Origin of the sequence: Peribacillus sedimenti (assembly GCF_046237635.1) — a bacterium.
Taxonomy (GTDB): domain Bacteria; phylum Bacillota; class Bacilli; order Bacillales; family DSM-1321; genus Peribacillus; species Peribacillus sedimenti.
On the sequence record NZ_CP143547.1, the window covers coordinates 4,780,872 to 4,798,344 of the forward strand.

Sequence of the window (17,473 nt, forward strand, 5' to 3'; positions counted from 1 at the left end):
TTAGGAATAGAACCTGTCATCGCAAGTAAGTTTGAATTAATTGAAGATGATTGGATAATTGAATATTATCAAAACAAATGGACCTTGATCACTGCATTGTACACATATCCAACCTGTATTTTCTACATCCATCGTTGCAACACCCCTAGAAGTGGGGATTTTTCAGCAGGAATTACAAATATTCAAAGTTCTTAACGGATCATGCGTATAAATTCCCTCCTCAATAGAATAACAAGGAGACCGCAGCCGCGGTCTCCTTATCATATAGCCTCTCTATCGTTATTTACTGCTAGTAAATCAAGAACATGTTGAACTGCCTTCATTTGCCCTGCATTAAACAATTTATAATGCGAATCACTCTTGGTCTTTAACCAATTAACCTGTCTGCTAATGTCGTCTTGAACCATTTCTAGTAATAATTCATACTCCTGGGCTGAAATTTTCATGAAATTCCTCCTAAAAATTATTATATTCCATACCACAAAAATTGAGGTATGTAGGGAGGAACTTCACCAAGGTAGAATGCATTATCCTACCTTAGTACCAATTTATGCTTGGATATGCCAAATTTCAGTTTATTTCTATCTATCCATAACCAAAAATAAAAAGAGAGCCTTGGTAGGGATTTCAGCGTAATTTTGCAGAAAAGGGCGAAAAAGAAACGCCTTACTTTTCTTTACTGTAGGCAATTTTTACTTTTAAACTTTCTTGTAAACCATCACTAGTCTTACTCACCCAGATAAATCCTGCCTTTTTCCCTAATTGATCTAAAGGTATACTAATGCTGGATGAGTTAGCCTTCACAGTCTTAATTAGTTTCTTTGAACTTGAGTATATTTTGATAACGTCATCTTTTTTTATTTTAGATATATTAATAATATCTTTCTTTTTTGTATTAAATACTTTCACTTGGCTAGCTGATAGAGAATTTGTAACCTTAGGCGCTTTCAACTTTATCGCTGTTCTTTTGCCCTCTACCCCAAATACATTTGTTACTGATAAATATATTTGGTTAAGCTGACTTGGTAAGTCGAATCCAAAACTAATCCACCCCGAGTGCGCATCAACAGAACGTAATAGTTTACCACCTGTTGGTTTGTCATAAATTTTAACAATATCTTGGGGTTTTAATGTTTCCAGTGTGACACCTATTGATTTACCCTCTTGGGTTACTTGTATTTCTCTTAATGAAAGTGTTCTAGGTTTAATAGTTTCAGGATTCCTATCATTTATATTTACTATTCCGTTGTAACTTTGATAATATCCATGAAATTCAGGAAGCACAATCAATCTTTCACCGTTTGTAACATTGATACTAGTGCCTTTAGGAATAGCGAAAGAATATTTATCTTGATTATTCGGTTTTACATCCCCAAGTTTATTTACAACTTCATAACCGGAATTTTTCGTTACATAAATTCCATAAGAGACAATATTTTTTTCACTTCTTGGCTTTTTCCAAGTCACTGTTCCAGAAACTTTATTCGTTTCGTTGTCACTGTCAACAAATCTTGTTTCTTCAATATTAGAAATAGGAAAATTTAAGAGTCCTACCGCTATGTACTCTTTGCTTTCTCCAAGTTCACTTTTTGCAAAGACACCAATTGCGGCAGCATTGTTAGGTTTATTTGCACTGGTGAGTTTCGGGAGACGAATATCATTCATTCCATCTTCTAAAAACAGCTGGCCAATTTGCTCTATTTTATTTCCCGCCGCGTCTAAGTAATACAATACTGCCATTCGAATGTCTTCTGGTGCATATTCTTTATACTTATCTTTAAAACTCCAATCTGTAATTCTATCCTTCGTGTACACATGAATCCAAGGGGCTAAATCACTTGAATTCATTCCTGCTTCCCATTCAGAATAACTTACAAAGATTTGGTCTCCTTCAATATCTACATTTTTAGGTGGTACCGCTGATGTATTGTCTAATAATCCTGCTGTCATTCCTAACCAATCAGATGAAACTCCTGGCTTGTAAGTCATATCTACACTAATCCTACTGGTATTTTGAGAAATATCTGTATTTTCAGGTATGAAAAATATATATTCATTTTTTCCTGTTGCTTTTAAGCTTCCAATCTTTTGTGATTTATTTTGATTATCTTCTAGTGTTATTTCATAACCACTTAGCATCTCCGTATCATTTCCACGCACATTGATTGTTAAATTTCCGCTAATCTCTCCTGGCGCTGGATCTTTGTCAATAAAAGTAATGCTTTCAATACTAGGTTGTTCTAAAGTTTCTGCGTGACCAATAAATTTTACCGGGAAGAAAGCAAAGACAATAGCACAAATGCAAAGTAAAAGTTTTTTCATTAGTGTGTAAGAACTCCTCATCTAGTTATATTTTAGTAGATCACTAGGTAATTATAACCAATAATTACTAGACATTGAAGGTTCTTAAGTCAAATTCTTTTAATAACATATAAATTTTTTTATTTTTATCTTTTTTGTATCACTCCAGGGACCAAAAATTTCATATTTTTCTTTTAGCTCTAGCAATAAATGTGAATAATTTTTTAGAATTTCAAATTTATCAAATATGAACTTTACGATTTCCGCCTCCTTGTTATTAATTTGAAGATATCGTTCATCATCAAGATCGTATCCAAATGGTGTATTATTTTTATGGAATTTTCCAAGAGACTGCATGCGTTTTCTTCCATCTTTTAGTCTGTCCGCCCGGAAATTATTTTCCATTTCAACTTGCAGACCCGCCATTGAAATCTGTATGGGTGTTAACTCTATGCTATTAGCATTTTGCATTATGCTTAGTACTCCAATGCCTTTATGTTTCAGTGCGGTTACTGTCTTAGTAAACTCTAACGAGTCGCGATTCAGTCTATCAAAATTTGAAACGACCACTGTATTAATGTATTCCATATCTAGTCTAGTCATCATCTGAATATAACTGTCTCTTCCTTGAACTTTTGTCCCACTCTTACATTCATCTACATAAATCTGGTGTAGTTTAATCTCTTTTTCATGACAATACTTTTCTATAGACCTTATCTGATTTGGAATACTCGTTTTCGGATTAATAAGGCCTGAGGTTCTTGCATACCCGACAGCTGCTTTAAAATTCAATTTAACTCATATCAATAAAATCAATAAAAGTTAAAAAAGGGAGCTGACTCAGATATAGTTTAGACCTTTTCCTGAATTGCTCTTCTAATTCTGCATCTGTCATAGTGTTAAAATAAAATAAGATAACATCGATAAAGCTTTGTTCATAGCAATAATTTGAAAGAAGCTTTGTATTTTCATTCAACATTAATCGCTCGGTTTTCACCGGCATTTCCAGATTTTTAATTTCACCCTTTCGTTCTAATAAACGTTCTACCTTGCGCGCTATTTTCCAACTCTTCATTTGGTATTGTACAATGAGCTTGTCCATTATCTTTTTAAATATCAGTATATTTTGGTTTTGAAACACATAGTCTGATAATTGTTTTTGAATTACAGAGCTTACCTTGTTCTTTTCTACATTTATTGAACATTTGACACAAGATATTACTTCTTTATTATTTTGTAGAATGGTTCCACAAAATCTACATATCATAATAGTAGGAAGTGGATGTGTTTGGTTTTTCTTTCTCCCACTAGTTTCAGATAGTAACTTATGCTGCACCATATGGAAAATTGTCGGATCAATAAGACACTATACATTTGCTTCAGGAATGTAGTAGTGTTCTGACTTATTTAACCCTCCGGACAGTACACCAATGTATGCTTTATTTTGTAGAATCCACTGTACAGATTTGTAATTCCAAGTAGCCCCACGCCTGGTTAGACCAAACTTATGATTTAGATCTTTAGCAATTTGACGTAGAGAGCTATTATCAAATAAATATGCCATAAAAATATATCTTACGATTTCTACTTCTTGTTTCTTGATTTCGCTCACTTCTATCGTATCTTCGTTAATAATTAGTCGGCCATCTTTTTTGTCTACACTATAGCCAAGGGGAGGATAGTTACCATCAAAATTTCTATAATAGGTCACCTTCGATTTCCTGCCATCCTTCAGCTTGCCTAGTAAGATGTCTCTCTCTTCTTGTGCCATCGAAGAGTAAATTAAAAAAAACATATTAAAATGCTCAGCTACGGTGGATATGCCCTGCTTTACGAACGTAACCTTGCCCACTTTCTCAATAATCGATGATATCAAATCAATATTAATCATTGTATCTCTTCCCAATCTGTCGATTGAGTATATTAACACTTCATGGATTTGTTCATCACAGTCATCCAAGAAGGAAAAAAGGTCTGTTAATTCCGGCCGCTTGAGTTTCGTCCCCGAAATCCCAACATCAGTAAACTCTTTTATAACTTGCAGATTATTATTGTCAGCATATTCCCTGATTTTTAACTGCTGATACGCAACGCCTTCCTCTTTACTTTTTCTCCCATCCTTTACGGATTTACGGTAATATGCAATCGCTCGATTCTTATCCATCAATAACCTCCAAAAAATAAAAAAAGCAAACCTAATCTCTATCTCATTAGAAATTAGGTTTGCTTTTGTTGTCCCTCAATGTCATGTAATCTATTCATTATTAATAATTTGCATAGATAAGATAATTACGATACATACTATTTTTTTTATAGTGGGAAATGAAAATTAGGTAGTTCTAACGATAGATATTGTTGAGATAAAGCAGATTCATACTACATAAAAGCCACCTTCTCTTAGTCCTAAAAGGTGGCTTGAAATTAGTACTTTGTTACGATATTTAATAAATAGAAAAACAGAGGGCTGAGTATGGACCCTCTGTCGTTTTCACACCCCACAATCAATGCATGCATGAAGGGAGCACTGCTTTTACCGTTGCAATTAATGGGGTGTAGTGCTATATTAATTCCCTTCGCCTGTTTTACTACTCGTAGCTACGCCGTCTAAATTACTTATGGTGCTTGTGTAGCCTTGTTTGCTATCCAAAGCTTCTTCAATGTAGTTCTTTAATTCACCGATTGTTGTAAATTCAGTAGAAGTTGATTTTATAGCGTAATACATAACTTCTGTTTTCTCCGTGGGCTGATCATTATATTCCAAATGTAGCTCGTTTAATATTGATTGGAATTCTACTACCGAACTTACTTCTTTAACCTTCTTTAACTTGCTCTTAAATGCAGCAATCTTCTTGGTGACTGTATTCATCATTTTATCTATATTATTAAAAGTCTCAAGATTAGGCAAAAGTTCTTCACTAATGACTTTGCGACCATCTTTTCCAATGTTAATGTAATCATCTCCTAGTTCATTGATAAGGAGAGTTTCCAATTCTTTTGCAGTTTTTATTGTTTTAAAATTTTCTTTTGAATTTATGTCCTCAACCATTTCGTTAACTTTCGTTCTTGCACTATATTCTTTATATATTGCTTGATATCTCTCTTCGAGATTAGTTTTCAATGGACAAAATGAAGCCTCGTGTATAGAGAAAGAAATCTCCTTTAATTGTTGATTGTCGATACTTTCTGGATTGTCTTCTAGAACCCGTAGTAAATCATTGGCCGTATATAAAAGCTTTAGTGTAATGATTCTATATTTAAATTCTTCCACATCATTAAGAGTGGAAAGGTTAGATAGTTTCGATTCGATATCTAACAATAATTGCTTATCAGTCACAGTAGCCTTTTCAAGATGCAATAATTTGTCTTCGATATCGTTCCTTAGAAATTCGAAGTTATAGCTTTCGGTAGAAGTGACACTAATATTATACTCAGTCAAAGAATTAGTAAAGGGATGTTTGGTAAGATCTTGTGCTGTTGAAAAAGGTACATCTTTAAAACAGAGGGCTAACATTGTGATTCTCCTATCCTAATTGTATTTAACAATAGTTTTGTCAAATAAAAATTGACCAACCATCCTTTATAGGAGGTTGGTCAATTAATATTTCTACATTAGCAATTATTGAGCGTTAATTGCAGTTTGAATTGCTTGTTTGATAGCGCTAAGTGAAGTAAACGGAGTTTGAAGATCACCAGCGTTGTCTCCAGTTGCAATAAACGTTAAGTTACCTTTGAAAGTTTCTGCAACTGCCAATCTATCTGTAGTAGATAGGCTATCAAATGCAGTATAATTTACAGCATTTAGTGCTGCTTCTACTTGTGAGAAACTTGATGAAGATGTTAACGTGTTAACACCATTCAATATAGTTACATGCGCTTGAAGTGCACCAGCACCAACAGTAGCTCCAAGAGATGCTTTTACAGCTTCTGCGTCTGCAAATACTGGGTTCGGCGTATTATCGTTACGATCTGCCAACACTAACTCAGCAACTTCAAGTTTTGATTGATTGCTTAGGTCTAGGTACGCACCATCAACATCAGAACCTGCATCTGTAGAAACAAAGTCGACTAATGCTGCACGAACTTCAGCAGGAGTTGTAGCTTTGTTTAAAGCAACCACTGCGTTAATTGTGTTGATTGCATTTTGTAACGTAGCCTTATCCGTAGCAATAGCTGTAGCAGAAATATTGCTAGAAATGATTGCTTTGTCAGTCGCGTATGCATCGATATTTGCATCAACAACATTTTCAAGAGCCAAATGTTGTTCTTTCAGAAGTGTTAAGAATGTTGCTTTCAATGCATCTGTATTAACAGCAAGATCAGCAGCTGTTTGAATAGCATCCATTGCATCAGTCACAGCAGCGTCATTTTTAGCTACAATTACATCTTCAATAGCTGCAGCTTTTGCTGCATCTGTAGCAGTTGTCCAGTTAATAAGTGCTTCAGGATCATCTGCTAACTGTACTTCTGTCTTAAGAGCGTCGATATATGCACCTGCTAAAGTTGTATCTACTTTAGTTTCATCAAAATCGGAACTTACAACACCTAAACGGTTCAATAAAGTAACAATAGTTGCTTTATCAGCTGCAAGGGAAGAATCTAGGTCAGTTGGTGTAGCTGCACCATCTACAACAGTTGTGACTGCATCTACAGCTTCTTCAAGTTCTTCAGCATTTACAGCGTCTACCAATGTTGTTTTGATATTAGCATCACTAGATAGTGAATCTTTTACTGATGCAAGTTTTGCAAAGTACTCAGTTGCTAATGCGTCATTCACAACAAGAGTTGTAGTAGATAGCACTGGGTTCTTAAGTGCTTCAAGTAATGCTGAAGCGCTAGCTGCATTTTTCACAGCATTAACTGCTGCAGTTGTTTTAGCAGTTGTAGAACCCGTAATGATTTGAGTGTTGATTTTTGTTGCAGTATTCAACGCAACGTTTTTATCTTCAACCGCACTAAATACAGTCCAGTAAGTTGACTTATCAGCATCGGCAACTGTCAAACCAAGTTCAGTTGACTTTAAGGCAGCTAAAAGCTGGTCAGCATTGTTAGCATTGATAACATCCAAAATTGCTTTTACATCATCAAGAGCAGAAACAAAATCAGCTTTTGTAGTTGTTCCAGCGACATCATCTTTAACGAATGCTAGAGCATCTTTAGCAGCTTGATATTTTTCTGTTGTTACTGCTTCAGCATTTGTAGATCCGCCTTGAGCAGCTTCTACTAAGCTATCAACAGCTGTAACGTTTGCTGCATCAATTTGCGCTTGTACTGCAGCAACAGTTGTTTCATTTCCATCAATGCGATCGCCGCCAACTGTGTAATTAACAATAAAGGCAGTATTTACACGGGCAAAAGTATCTGTGTTATTGTTAAGTGCTGCTGCAATGTTGGATTGAAGACCAGAATGAACCGCTAATAATACTTCTTTCAATGATACATATGAATCTAACTCAGCTTGTAGGTCTTTCTTAGGAGTTGGATCACCTACAACTGTGCTATCAGCCGGAAGGGCATTCACAGCAGCTTGTGCTTCGTTGATTAGAGTAGCTGTTGGAACACCTGCAGGTAATACGCCTGTGAATGCTGCTTCAACTTCATCAACTTTTGTTTGTGCTGCAGTTACTAATGCTACAGGTGCAGGATTAATGATCTTAGTTTGAATTTCAGAAATAGAATCCACATTAGCTGAACCAGTAATTGCAGAACCACTTGCATCAACTGCAGCGGACACATAACCACCGAAATAAACATCTAAATTCACATTTGTTAAAACGCCTGTTTTAGCACCGTATTCAATAGCAGCAAACAACTTAAGTTGGTCTACAGTATTAGCAGTGTTATAAGCAACAAATGAATTTTGAACTTTTTCAACTGTATTTACAGAGTAAACAGCAGTTTGAATATCTTCAACTTTTGTTTCAGCTGATATTTCAGCAGCATAATCTAGTAGAAGAGTTGCATCGTAATCAGTAAAGAATGCTAGTTCTCTGTCTAGAGTAATCTGGTTTCCTGCAGTAACAGCAGCATTTACAGCAGCAACTTTAGCAGCAAGTTGATCTTCTACAGCCTTAGCTTTTGCGTCAACTTTAGCCTGAAGTTCAGCTTTAGCATCTTCTTTAGTTACAGCAGTAACTGCATCTTGAGCTGTCTTCTTAGCTTCATTTACAGTAGCGATGTCAGCATATTTAGCAACTGTTGCTGCTTCGTAAGCTGTTACAGCTTCTGTAGCTACTACTACAGTGTTGTCGAATGTTACTTCTTTGGACTTTGTAGCTTTGTTTCCAGCAGCATCTTCAGAAGATACTTCGAAAGTAGTCTTTCCAGCTTCTAGAGTGAATTCTTTAGAGAATGAACCGTCTTCTCCAACAGTTACTTCTTCACCATTCACTGAAAGTTTTGCGCCAGCTTCAGTTTTACCTTCAACTTTGAAAGTATTTTCGTAAACTGTCACAGCATCTTCATTAACTTCCAATGTAGGAGCTTGTGTGTCAACAGTGAAGTTTACTGTAGTTGTAGCTGTTAGGCCGTCACGTGTAGCTGTCACTGTCAATTTGTATGAACCGTCAACAGTTACTGCAGAACCAAGTTCATAACCATTTACTGCTACTCCATCTTTTTCAAGAACTGCAGAGTATTGAACACCTTCTACACTTGTTACTACAGGTGTTACAGACTTCGCAACAACGCCGTTACCAGATACTACTGGAGCTTCAGGTGCTACTGGATCTGGAGTTACAACTGGAGCTGTATATTTGAATCCTGATTTAGCTAATGTTTTGCCGTCAAGTTTAACTACATATTCTCTACCGTCATTTAGAGCAGGAGAAATGTCGCTAAGTGTTACAGTCTTTCCATCTTCAGAAACAGTAACTTCTCCAACTTCACGTGTTTCTTGACCTTGGATTGTTACGCCTTCGAACTTTTCAACTGTAGTAGTGTTCTCAAGTTTCAATTCAACAGTTGTTGCGTCAATCGCACTTGCTGATGCAACTTTTGGAGCAAGCGCTTCAAGAGCAGCTTCAAGTTGTTTGATGTAGCTTTGAGAAATGCGGTTGAAAGCAGCTTTTAAAACTGCACGGTTGTTTGGTCCGTAAACTTTCCCGATACCAACATGACCTTTGTTTTTAGAATTTTTCAAAACTGCAATAGCTGCTTTGATTTGTGCTTCATTTTCTGATGTAAGAGCTGTTTTAGCTTGCGCGTAAATTTTAGTAACTTCATTTAACGCTGCTACATACTGCTCAGAACGAGTTAAGTATACTTTATAAGCATCAAGTTTAGCTTGAAGCTGTTTCGAAGATTTACCAGCTTTTTTAACTGTAGCAGAAGCAGATTTGTAAGCTGCCCATCCTTTTTTAACTTGTGCATCTACCGTTGAAGCAGAAACTGTTTTACCAGTGTTGCCCGTTTTGTAGTATGTGTCGAATGGTGCTTTCATTGCTTTTTGAGCATCTGTAACTGTCTTTGTATAATTTACAGCTGCCTCGGATTGTACTGGAGCAACTGCTGCAAATGCTGAAGCTGCAATAGCAGAAGCAGTTGCTACTTTGATTGCTTTCTTTTTACTCATTTGGTAAATATTCTCCCTTCGGATATCTAAAGTTTGCATTGGATCAGTTGGAGCAATAGAACCTAATTTCCAATGGCTAACAAAACTAACGACGATAGCACCAGATACTTTGAAACACTTTGTGTTTATCTATGTTCCCCCGTAAAATCTAGTACCTAACTCACACAAGAATAAATTCTAGTAAATTACCAATTCATTCTTGTAAATCTATAATAATACAAGATTTTAGGAATATCTAGCTTTTTATTCATTTTTTTACCTAATTAGACTAGTAATTACTTCCAATATAACACTAATATTCCATTAATATTACTAAATGATACAAAAAAATACATATTTAATTACGAAAGAATAACATGAATGTCATTTAATGTAGTATCTATTTCGTATATCTGAAGAACTATCGACAGGAAAATTCATGGTTTTTATTCCATCAATTAGGTTATATAACTTGTCGTTTTTTAATGGTTTTTGTTTCTCCTGAAGGCAAATATAAGATGTCCTTAGGTTAATAGACTTATTGCTTCGCCATTTTTATGAGGGATACTCTCTATTTATCGCCAATAAAAAACAACAGGTGAGAGAGCCTGTTGTTTTTTTATTCTATTATTTTTCCGCAAATTTCTTTAATACCGGCATGGTCTTCTTAACCACATATGGACTTCCGCCTTTTTCTTTTACATCCTCCATCATCCAAGCCATAAGCAGATTAGGATTTTTGATGTTCATGACGACGAACCAGCCATTTTCCTTCCCGTTTTCGCCTTTGGTCTTCTTCATTTCTGCTGTTCCTGTCTTTCCTGCTAGAGGAACTCCAAGCTTGCTGGCAGCATGTGGTGTACCATTCGGATCCTCAATGACACGTCCAAGCATTTTGAGTATCATCTCTGCCTGGTCCTGTTCCAGAGCTTTTTCCTTCCATGCCTTTTTCTCAGCAGCGCCTCCCTCAATAATTAGAGAAGGTTGTAGAATATTCCCTTGGTTAAGGAACATTGTATAGGCTGTAGCAGCATGAATGGTGCTCATCTGTGTCTGCGCCTGGCCATAGCCGCTGTCAGCCAGCCTTCCTTCATTGTCAATCTTGCCTACCTTCGAGGAGGTAATCGGATAATCAAATGGAAGCTTTTCTTCATATCCAAATGATTTGAGACCGTCGGAGAACTTCTTGGTTCCCAGTTCAAGTGCCTGACGCGCGAAGTAGATATTATCTGAGTAAATTAACGCAGTCTGCATATTTACCGGTTTACCTGGATCATGTACACGGGTAATGGAGTGATCTTTCCAATTTTTCTTGGCCCAGGATAACCCTTTTACATTTATTGTTTTAGCTGGGTTGATGTTATTCTTTAATGCAATCGCCGCAGTCAGCGGCTTCATTGTTGAGCCTGGTGCATACACAGAACTGAATCGATTCAATAGCGGCTGGCGCGGATCTTTTTCAAGTGCTTCCCTTTCAGCTTTTGAAATTCCAAGGACAAATTTGTTCGGGTCGAATGACGGTGAGCTGACAAGAGACAACGTTTCCCCGGTTACCGGGTGAATGACTGCTGCTGAACCGATATCCTTCCCTTTTTGGTATTGGCTGTATATGCTCTTTTGCAGCACCGCATCTATCGTTAGCGTAATAGTTTCTCCTTCTTCCGCAACCTTTTCTGCAATCACCTTTTCCTCTCCATTTTCTGCTTTAATGAAGATTTTTGCGCCACCTTTCCCTTTCAGGCGTTCCTCAAGGATTTGTTCAAGGCCCCTTTTCCCGATCGTGTCGTTTGCCGTGTAGCCTTTGAGCTTTTTCAGGTCTTCAGCTGATACAGGACCGATATAGCCAATGAGATGTGCAGTTACCTCCTTATATGGATACACTCGTTCCGGGACTTTATCTATTGACACTCCTGCTACCTGTCCCACTTGCTCAATTAACGAAGTATTGGAAGGGTCTATCTTTTTGATCGGTACCCGAAGTGATGGCTGGACCCAAGGTTGGTTCAGCTTTTTCTCAATTTCTTCTTTCGACATATTTAAAAGATTGCTAAGCTTTGCTAAAACAGAAGCCTCTTGTCCGGCCATTTGCTCAGGCACGATGGAGACTTCCGCTACATGACCGTTCAAGGCGAGTCCCCGTTCAAACCGGTCGACAATTTCCCCGCGTACAGCAGGTGATGTGGAGATGCTGATTTTCTCCCCGTTTTTTAACTCTTTAAAGATAAAACCGGTATTCCAGTTAATGTACCAGTTTGCTTTGTCATCCTTTCCTTCCCGAACCATGGATGCTTTTTGATCAAACGCTAGCTCACCAGCCATCGTGTCCATTTTTACGGAAAACGGGAGATTAGCCTTCTCGTCGTGCTCCTTCGGTTCCTCGGGTTTTTTATAGGTAACCTTCAGATTCTTGACTTCTATATCTTTATATATTTTTTCATATCGTTCCTTGAATTCCTTTTTACTAATCTCTTTTCTGGCATCCGAGGATAGGTAGCCATACATTTCGTCAAACTTTTGGTCGTTCCATAGTTTTACATATTCGGCAAGCCGGTCCTCTGGTTTCGGTTCATCGTCTGAGCATCCGGCAAGAAGCAGGATGATGGCAGCCAACATGCCGAAAATGATTGGTAGCTTTTTCATAGCATTCCTCCTCGTTTTATTCATTCATTACCCATATTACCAAAACGAGGGGGATTTCGTTTACTATTTGTATCCAATTTGTAGATAAATCGACATAAAAAAAGGAAGAGCAGCATGCCCTTCCTTTCTTTCTATGATACTAACTTACTGATTTTCGCCATAAAGTCTTCCATAACGGAAGCTAGTTTCTTTTCCGCTTCCTGCCTTGAATCTCCCTGTACCCCGAAATAGAACTTGATTTTCGGCTCGGTTCCGGATGGCCTTAAGCAGACCCATGTACCGTCCTCAAGGAAGTACTTCAATACATTGGATTTTGGAAGATTGATTGTTTCTTCTTCCTTCGTTGTATAAGAGATTTTCGTACTATTTTTATAATCCTCCTGGCTGACTACCTTCTGTGATGCCAGCTCCTGGGGCGGATTATTGCGGAACTCATTCAGTATGCCCTGTATTTGGGATGTTCCCTTGATTCCCTTTAAGGTTAGTGACTTTAAACCTTCCAGGTAGTAGCCATATTTGTCGAATACAGCTGTCAGTCCATCATAAAGAGTTTTGCCTTGTTTCTTATAATAAGCGCAGACCTCGACAGCGAGTAAGGCAGCCTGTACAGCATCCTTATCCCTTGCGAAATCCTTGATCAAGTATCCATAGCTCTCTTCATATCCGAACAGGAAGGTCTGACTGCCCGTTCCTTCATATTCCTTGATCTTTTCGGCTATGAATTTAAATCCAGTCAGGACGTCCACACTCTTCAGGTTAAAGCTTTCCGCAATCGTTCTCCCCAATTCAGATGTAACGATTGTCTTGAGAACGACTCCATTGCCTGGCAGCTTACCTTTTTCCTTCTTTTGCGAAAGGATATAATCCAACAGGAGCGCACCGGTTTGGTTGCCCGTTAATACGACATATTCCCCTTCATCATTTTTAACCGCAACACCCAGCCTGTCTGCATCCGGGTCAGTTGCGATCAACAGGTCTGCTGATACTTCATTCCCAAGTTTAATAGCAAGTTCAAAAGCCGCATGCTCCTCAGGATTCGGGGAAGTAACAGTCGAAAAGTTCGGGTCTGGAAGCTCCTGTTCCTCTACGACATATACATTCGTGTAGCCCAATCCTTCCAGTCCGAGCCGGACAGATTTGTTTGCTGTTCCATGCAGCGGAGTGAAGACCACTTTAACATCCACCTCTTTAGCAAGGGATGGGTCTTCAGATACCGTCATAAGCTTTTCGTTGTAAGCATCATCAAGTGCTTGTCCGATTATTTCTATTAATCCTTGCTCTTTTAAGCTGTCTTCCTCTCCCACTTGAATGGCCAGCTCATTTTCTACGGCGTTTACATATTCGATTACCTTATCAGCCGGTTCCGGAGGCAGCTGAGCCCCATCTGGCCCATATACTTTGTATCCATTATATTCAGGAGGATTATGGCTTGCAGTGACGACGATTCCTGCGTAAGCATTAAGATGACGTACCGCAAATGATAGCTGTGGAGTCGGGCGCAGTTCATCAAATAGATATACCTTTATCCCGTTTGTTGCAAGTACCTTCGCTGCCTCCATCGCGAATTCCGGGGATTTATGGCGTGAATCAAAGGCGATGGCAGTTCCGCGAGCCTTCGCTTCTTCTCCAAACGAGCTTATATAATCCGCTAACCCTTTAGTTGCTTTTCTTACAGTATATAAATTCATCCGGTTTGTTCCGACACCGATTTCACCGCGCATCCCGCCGGTCCCGAATTCCAGGTTCTTATGAAAAGCATCCTCCAGCTTTTCTTCATCCATACTGATCTCATCGAGCTGCATACGCAACTCTTCTTGTAGTTGAGGGAAGTTTTTCCAGGACGTGTAGCTCTCTTTCCAGCCCATCATATCTCTCCTTATTTTGTATGTTTTTGATACTTATAAGATATCATTCTTCTATTGTTATTTATATGTATTCGACAGTAAAAGTGCTAATACGTCAAAAGCTTTCACAATCACTTACAAGCCTTTATTTTCAATATGCACGAAAGAATGACGATTAATATTATTTAATATGGGTAGAAGAAAATGTATCGGGCAATAATGACAATCTTGGAGATATCAGCCTTTGGACAATCAGTACAAATTGATTTGTAAAGGAGACAAAGAGATGTCAAATGTAAACTTAGCAGTCATTTACTACAGCTCTACTGGAACAAACTATCAACTCTCCAAGTGGGCAGAGGAAGGCGCAAAGGAAACTGGTGCTGAGGTAAAAGTTCTGAAGGTGCCGGAGCTTGCTCCACAATCGGCGATTGACTCAAATCCGGCATGGAAAGCCCATGTAGAAGCCACTAAGGATGTACCAGAAGTATCACTCAATGATATTGAATGGGCAGATGCCATCATCTTCAGTGTGCCGACACGTTTTGGAAACATGCCCTCCCAGATGAAGCAATTCCTTGATATGACAGGAGGCCTGTGGTTCAACGGAAAAACAGTGAACAAGGTGGTCAGCGCCATGACATCCGCGCAAAACCCCCATGGCGGACAGGAAGCAACAATCCTATCATTATATACCACCATGTATCATTGGGGAGCAATCGTTGTGACGCCGGGTTATACGGACCCTGTGTTATACGGGGCAGGCGGCAACCCTTATGGTACCAGCGTATCTGTGAACCAGGACGGAAAAATGGTTGAGGATGTCGAGGCTGCGGTAAAGCATCAGGCGAAGCGTACGGTTTCGATAGCTGAGATGGTGAAGAAAGGTAGTCAGTGAGGTAAGAAGCAGAAGGGATCTATGAACCTTCTGCTTTTTTTTATGTATATTTCAGTTTTTTAGCTTAATTTTTTGCATCCCCCAAATTGCGGTTCGAGCATACATATAGGATTTCGAGCATAAAACCTTTGATTTCAAGCATAAGTCCAGGATTTCGAGCATAATCATCCAGATTTCGAGCATAAATCCATGAACATCGAGCATAACCATCTTGCAGGCAAAGGAATAGGCCTTCTTTCATTATAAATCTATCAGTTTTAAGCATAATTGCGACATTGAAAGTGGATAATCATAATAAAGTTATTAGTTTTTCCAATAGTTATCGGTTTTTTTGATTTCGAAAGTTTGAACTTTAACAGATTTAATCGCAGCCTTATTTCCGCATTCGAAGTATTTCTCATCTTGGTCCAACTATACCCAACCGCAACCACATATGACTCCCATCATATTCCGTCCTCATACAACCAAAGTTCATTGCAAAATAACTTACTCACAACACTCAATCCTATATTGTGCATTCTACATATTTACCATAAAATACTAATATATTAACCCTTAGGAGTGGTTTAGTTGTTTTGTCCAAACTGTGGGGCTTCCCTTGCCCAACGTTCCAATTATTGTCCGGGCTGCCGCCAAAAGATAAAATCTAAAACTAACAGGTTTATGATATTTTTAGTGACTGCCTTGGTCCTTGTTTGTGGAGGCGTGGTTTCATACGCGGCTATTCTATGGAAGGAAAATATGACGGCAGAACCAGTCGTTCAGGTAAAGAAAGAGGAAAGTAAGGAAGTGGCTGCACCCGCCAAAACCGCCGAGGTTGTTTCAAAACCGAAGCCGCAGGCAGCTGCCAAACAGCCTTCAAAGACTGTGGCTCAAATCATTAAAGCTGCCCAGCCTAAAGTTTTTACGATTTTTGCAGGCCAGGCACAGGGATCAGGTTTCCTAATAAACAAACACGGGGACGTATTGACGAATGCCCATGTTGTGGAAGGAAGCCTCGATGTTATGCTTCATAATAATAAAGGTGAGGAACTGCAAGGCACGGTGATCGGCTATAGCAACAACATCGATATTGCCGTAATCCGGGTAGATGCCCTGGCAGGAAAAGAGCCCACGGCGCTTGAGACCAGCAAGAAATCTGAATTAGGCGATGAAGTGATTGCCCTTGGCAGTCCACAGGGCTATGAGAATACTGCAACGCTTGGGAATATCAGCGGAGTTGACCGAAGCTTTGTGATTGAACCCCGCACATATGAGGATATTTATCAAATTACCGCGCCCATTGCTCCTGGTAGCAGCGGCGGTCCACTGCTGGATAAAAAGTCAGAAAAAGCCATTGCAATCAATTCTGCAAAACATAATGGCGAAGACAATATCGGCTTCAGTATTCCTTTATTTAAAGTGATGGGAATCATAAATGGCTGGGTTGAAGCTCCAATGAGTGCTTCTGATATTTCGGAGTTATTTTACAATCAGGCAGGCAATTACTTCTATCAGGATATGTACGGCAGTGATGGCGAATATTACTTTGACGGCGGTTCCTATGATGATCAGTATGGGGATTATCAGGACTACTATGATGACTACTATGGCGACGATTATAGTGATGAAAGTGACAGCCAGAGCTATAGTGATGACTACAGTGACGAGTCTTATGAAGATGAAAGCGACAGCTACAGCGATGATTCATCAGATGAATTCGATGACGATGGCTCCACTGGTGAATATTATGATGAAGAAGAATCTGAAGATGTTTACGAAGATGGGTCAACCGATGAATATTCCGATGACGAATCTGATGAATACTTAGAGGATGGAACCAATGAGTCAGAAATCGAGGATGAGTATATAGACGAAGAACCAGAATCTGAGGAAGTTCCTGATGATGAAATGGAATATGAAGAAGAGGTTAATGATTCATTGAGTAATGAGTCAGTGGATGATAGTGATTTGTAAGAATATAATCAGATTGTAGCCCGAGACATACCTGTTTCGGGCTTTATTAATTTTGCCTGTATTTCCTCTTACTGTGGATTCCGCTGAAAATTAGACAGGTGGTCACTGTAAGTCGTGCTGTGCACATATTTCTATTAAGTTCCAAGAAGCTGGTATAATTTCTTTCAATGTAAACATACAAGAAAAGGCAGCTGACTCACTGTTTCTTATTGTTTTCCGTCCAAGTAATGAACACAATTTGCTAGTTTCGGATAAGAAGATAATTTACGCTTGATATCAAATGTC

Annotated in this window: 11 protein-coding genes; 2 read left to right on the forward strand and 9 right to left on the reverse strand. The window is 38.6% G+C overall.

What is annotated here, in order from left to right:
* Positions 1 to 260: 260 nt before the first annotated feature.
* The 9 genes from V1500_RS23405 to V1500_RS23445 form a co-directional block, all read right to left on the reverse strand.
* Positions 261 to 446 (reverse strand): hypothetical protein, encoded by a 186-nt coding sequence (locus V1500_RS23405; RefSeq protein WP_409303096.1) that lies wholly within the window; start codon positions 444 to 446, stop codon positions 261 to 263.
* 220 nt (positions 447 to 666) lie between these two features.
* Positions 667 to 2,322, reverse strand: coding sequence for a hypothetical protein (locus V1500_RS23410; RefSeq protein WP_409303097.1), 1,656 nt, complete (start codon positions 2,320 to 2,322; stop codon positions 667 to 669).
* Positions 2,323 to 2,421: 99 nt separating this feature from the next.
* On the reverse strand, positions 2,422 to 3,093 hold the full coding sequence (locus V1500_RS23415) for a recombinase family protein (RefSeq protein ID WP_409303099.1): 672 nt from the start codon (positions 3,091 to 3,093) through the stop codon (positions 2,422 to 2,424).
* A gap of 1 nt (position 3,094) precedes the next feature.
* Entirely contained in the window at positions 3,095 to 3,640 is a 546-nt protein-coding gene (locus V1500_RS23420; protein WP_409303101.1) for a hypothetical protein, read from the reverse strand.
* A gap of 27 nt (positions 3,641 to 3,667) precedes the next feature.
* Positions 3,668 to 4,465: a recombinase family protein gene (locus tag V1500_RS23425; RefSeq protein ID WP_409303102.1), complete on the reverse strand. Its 798-nt coding sequence runs from the start codon at positions 4,463 to 4,465 to the stop codon at positions 3,668 to 3,670.
* Between the two features lie 399 nt (positions 4,466 to 4,864).
* Positions 4,865 to 5,812 carry a hypothetical protein gene (locus V1500_RS23430; protein ID WP_409303103.1) on the reverse strand — a complete coding sequence of 316 codons (948 nt, stop codon included), beginning with the start codon at positions 5,810 to 5,812 and terminating at the stop codon, positions 4,865 to 4,867.
* Positions 5,813 to 5,917: 105 nt separating this feature from the next.
* Positions 5,918 to 9,871: a hypothetical protein gene (locus V1500_RS23435; protein WP_409303105.1), complete on the reverse strand. Its 3,954-nt coding sequence runs from the start codon at positions 9,869 to 9,871 to the stop codon at positions 5,918 to 5,920.
* Between the two features lie 606 nt (positions 9,872 to 10,477).
* Positions 10,478 to 12,490 carry a penicillin-binding transpeptidase domain-containing protein gene (locus V1500_RS23440; protein WP_409303107.1) on the reverse strand — a complete coding sequence of 671 codons (2,013 nt, stop codon included), beginning with the start codon at positions 12,488 to 12,490 and terminating at the stop codon, positions 10,478 to 10,480.
* A gap of 131 nt (positions 12,491 to 12,621) precedes the next feature.
* Positions 12,622 to 14,355: a phospho-sugar mutase gene (locus V1500_RS23445; RefSeq protein ID WP_409306096.1), complete on the reverse strand. Its 1,734-nt coding sequence runs from the start codon at positions 14,353 to 14,355 to the stop codon at positions 12,622 to 12,624.
* Between the two features lie 265 nt (positions 14,356 to 14,620).
* On the opposite strand from V1500_RS23445, the gene wrbA reads away from it, so the two are divergent.
* Positions 14,621 to 15,232, forward strand: a complete 612-nt coding sequence (gene wrbA / locus V1500_RS23450) for an NAD(P)H:quinone oxidoreductase (RefSeq protein WP_409303109.1) — start codon at positions 14,621 to 14,623, stop codon at positions 15,230 to 15,232.
* A gap of 741 nt (positions 15,233 to 15,973) precedes the next feature.
* Complete coding sequence (locus tag V1500_RS23455; RefSeq protein WP_409303111.1) at positions 15,974 to 17,188, forward strand: S1C family serine protease; 1,215 nt, start codon at positions 15,974 to 15,976, stop codon at positions 17,186 to 17,188.
* Positions 17,189 to 17,473: the final 285 nt, after the last annotated feature.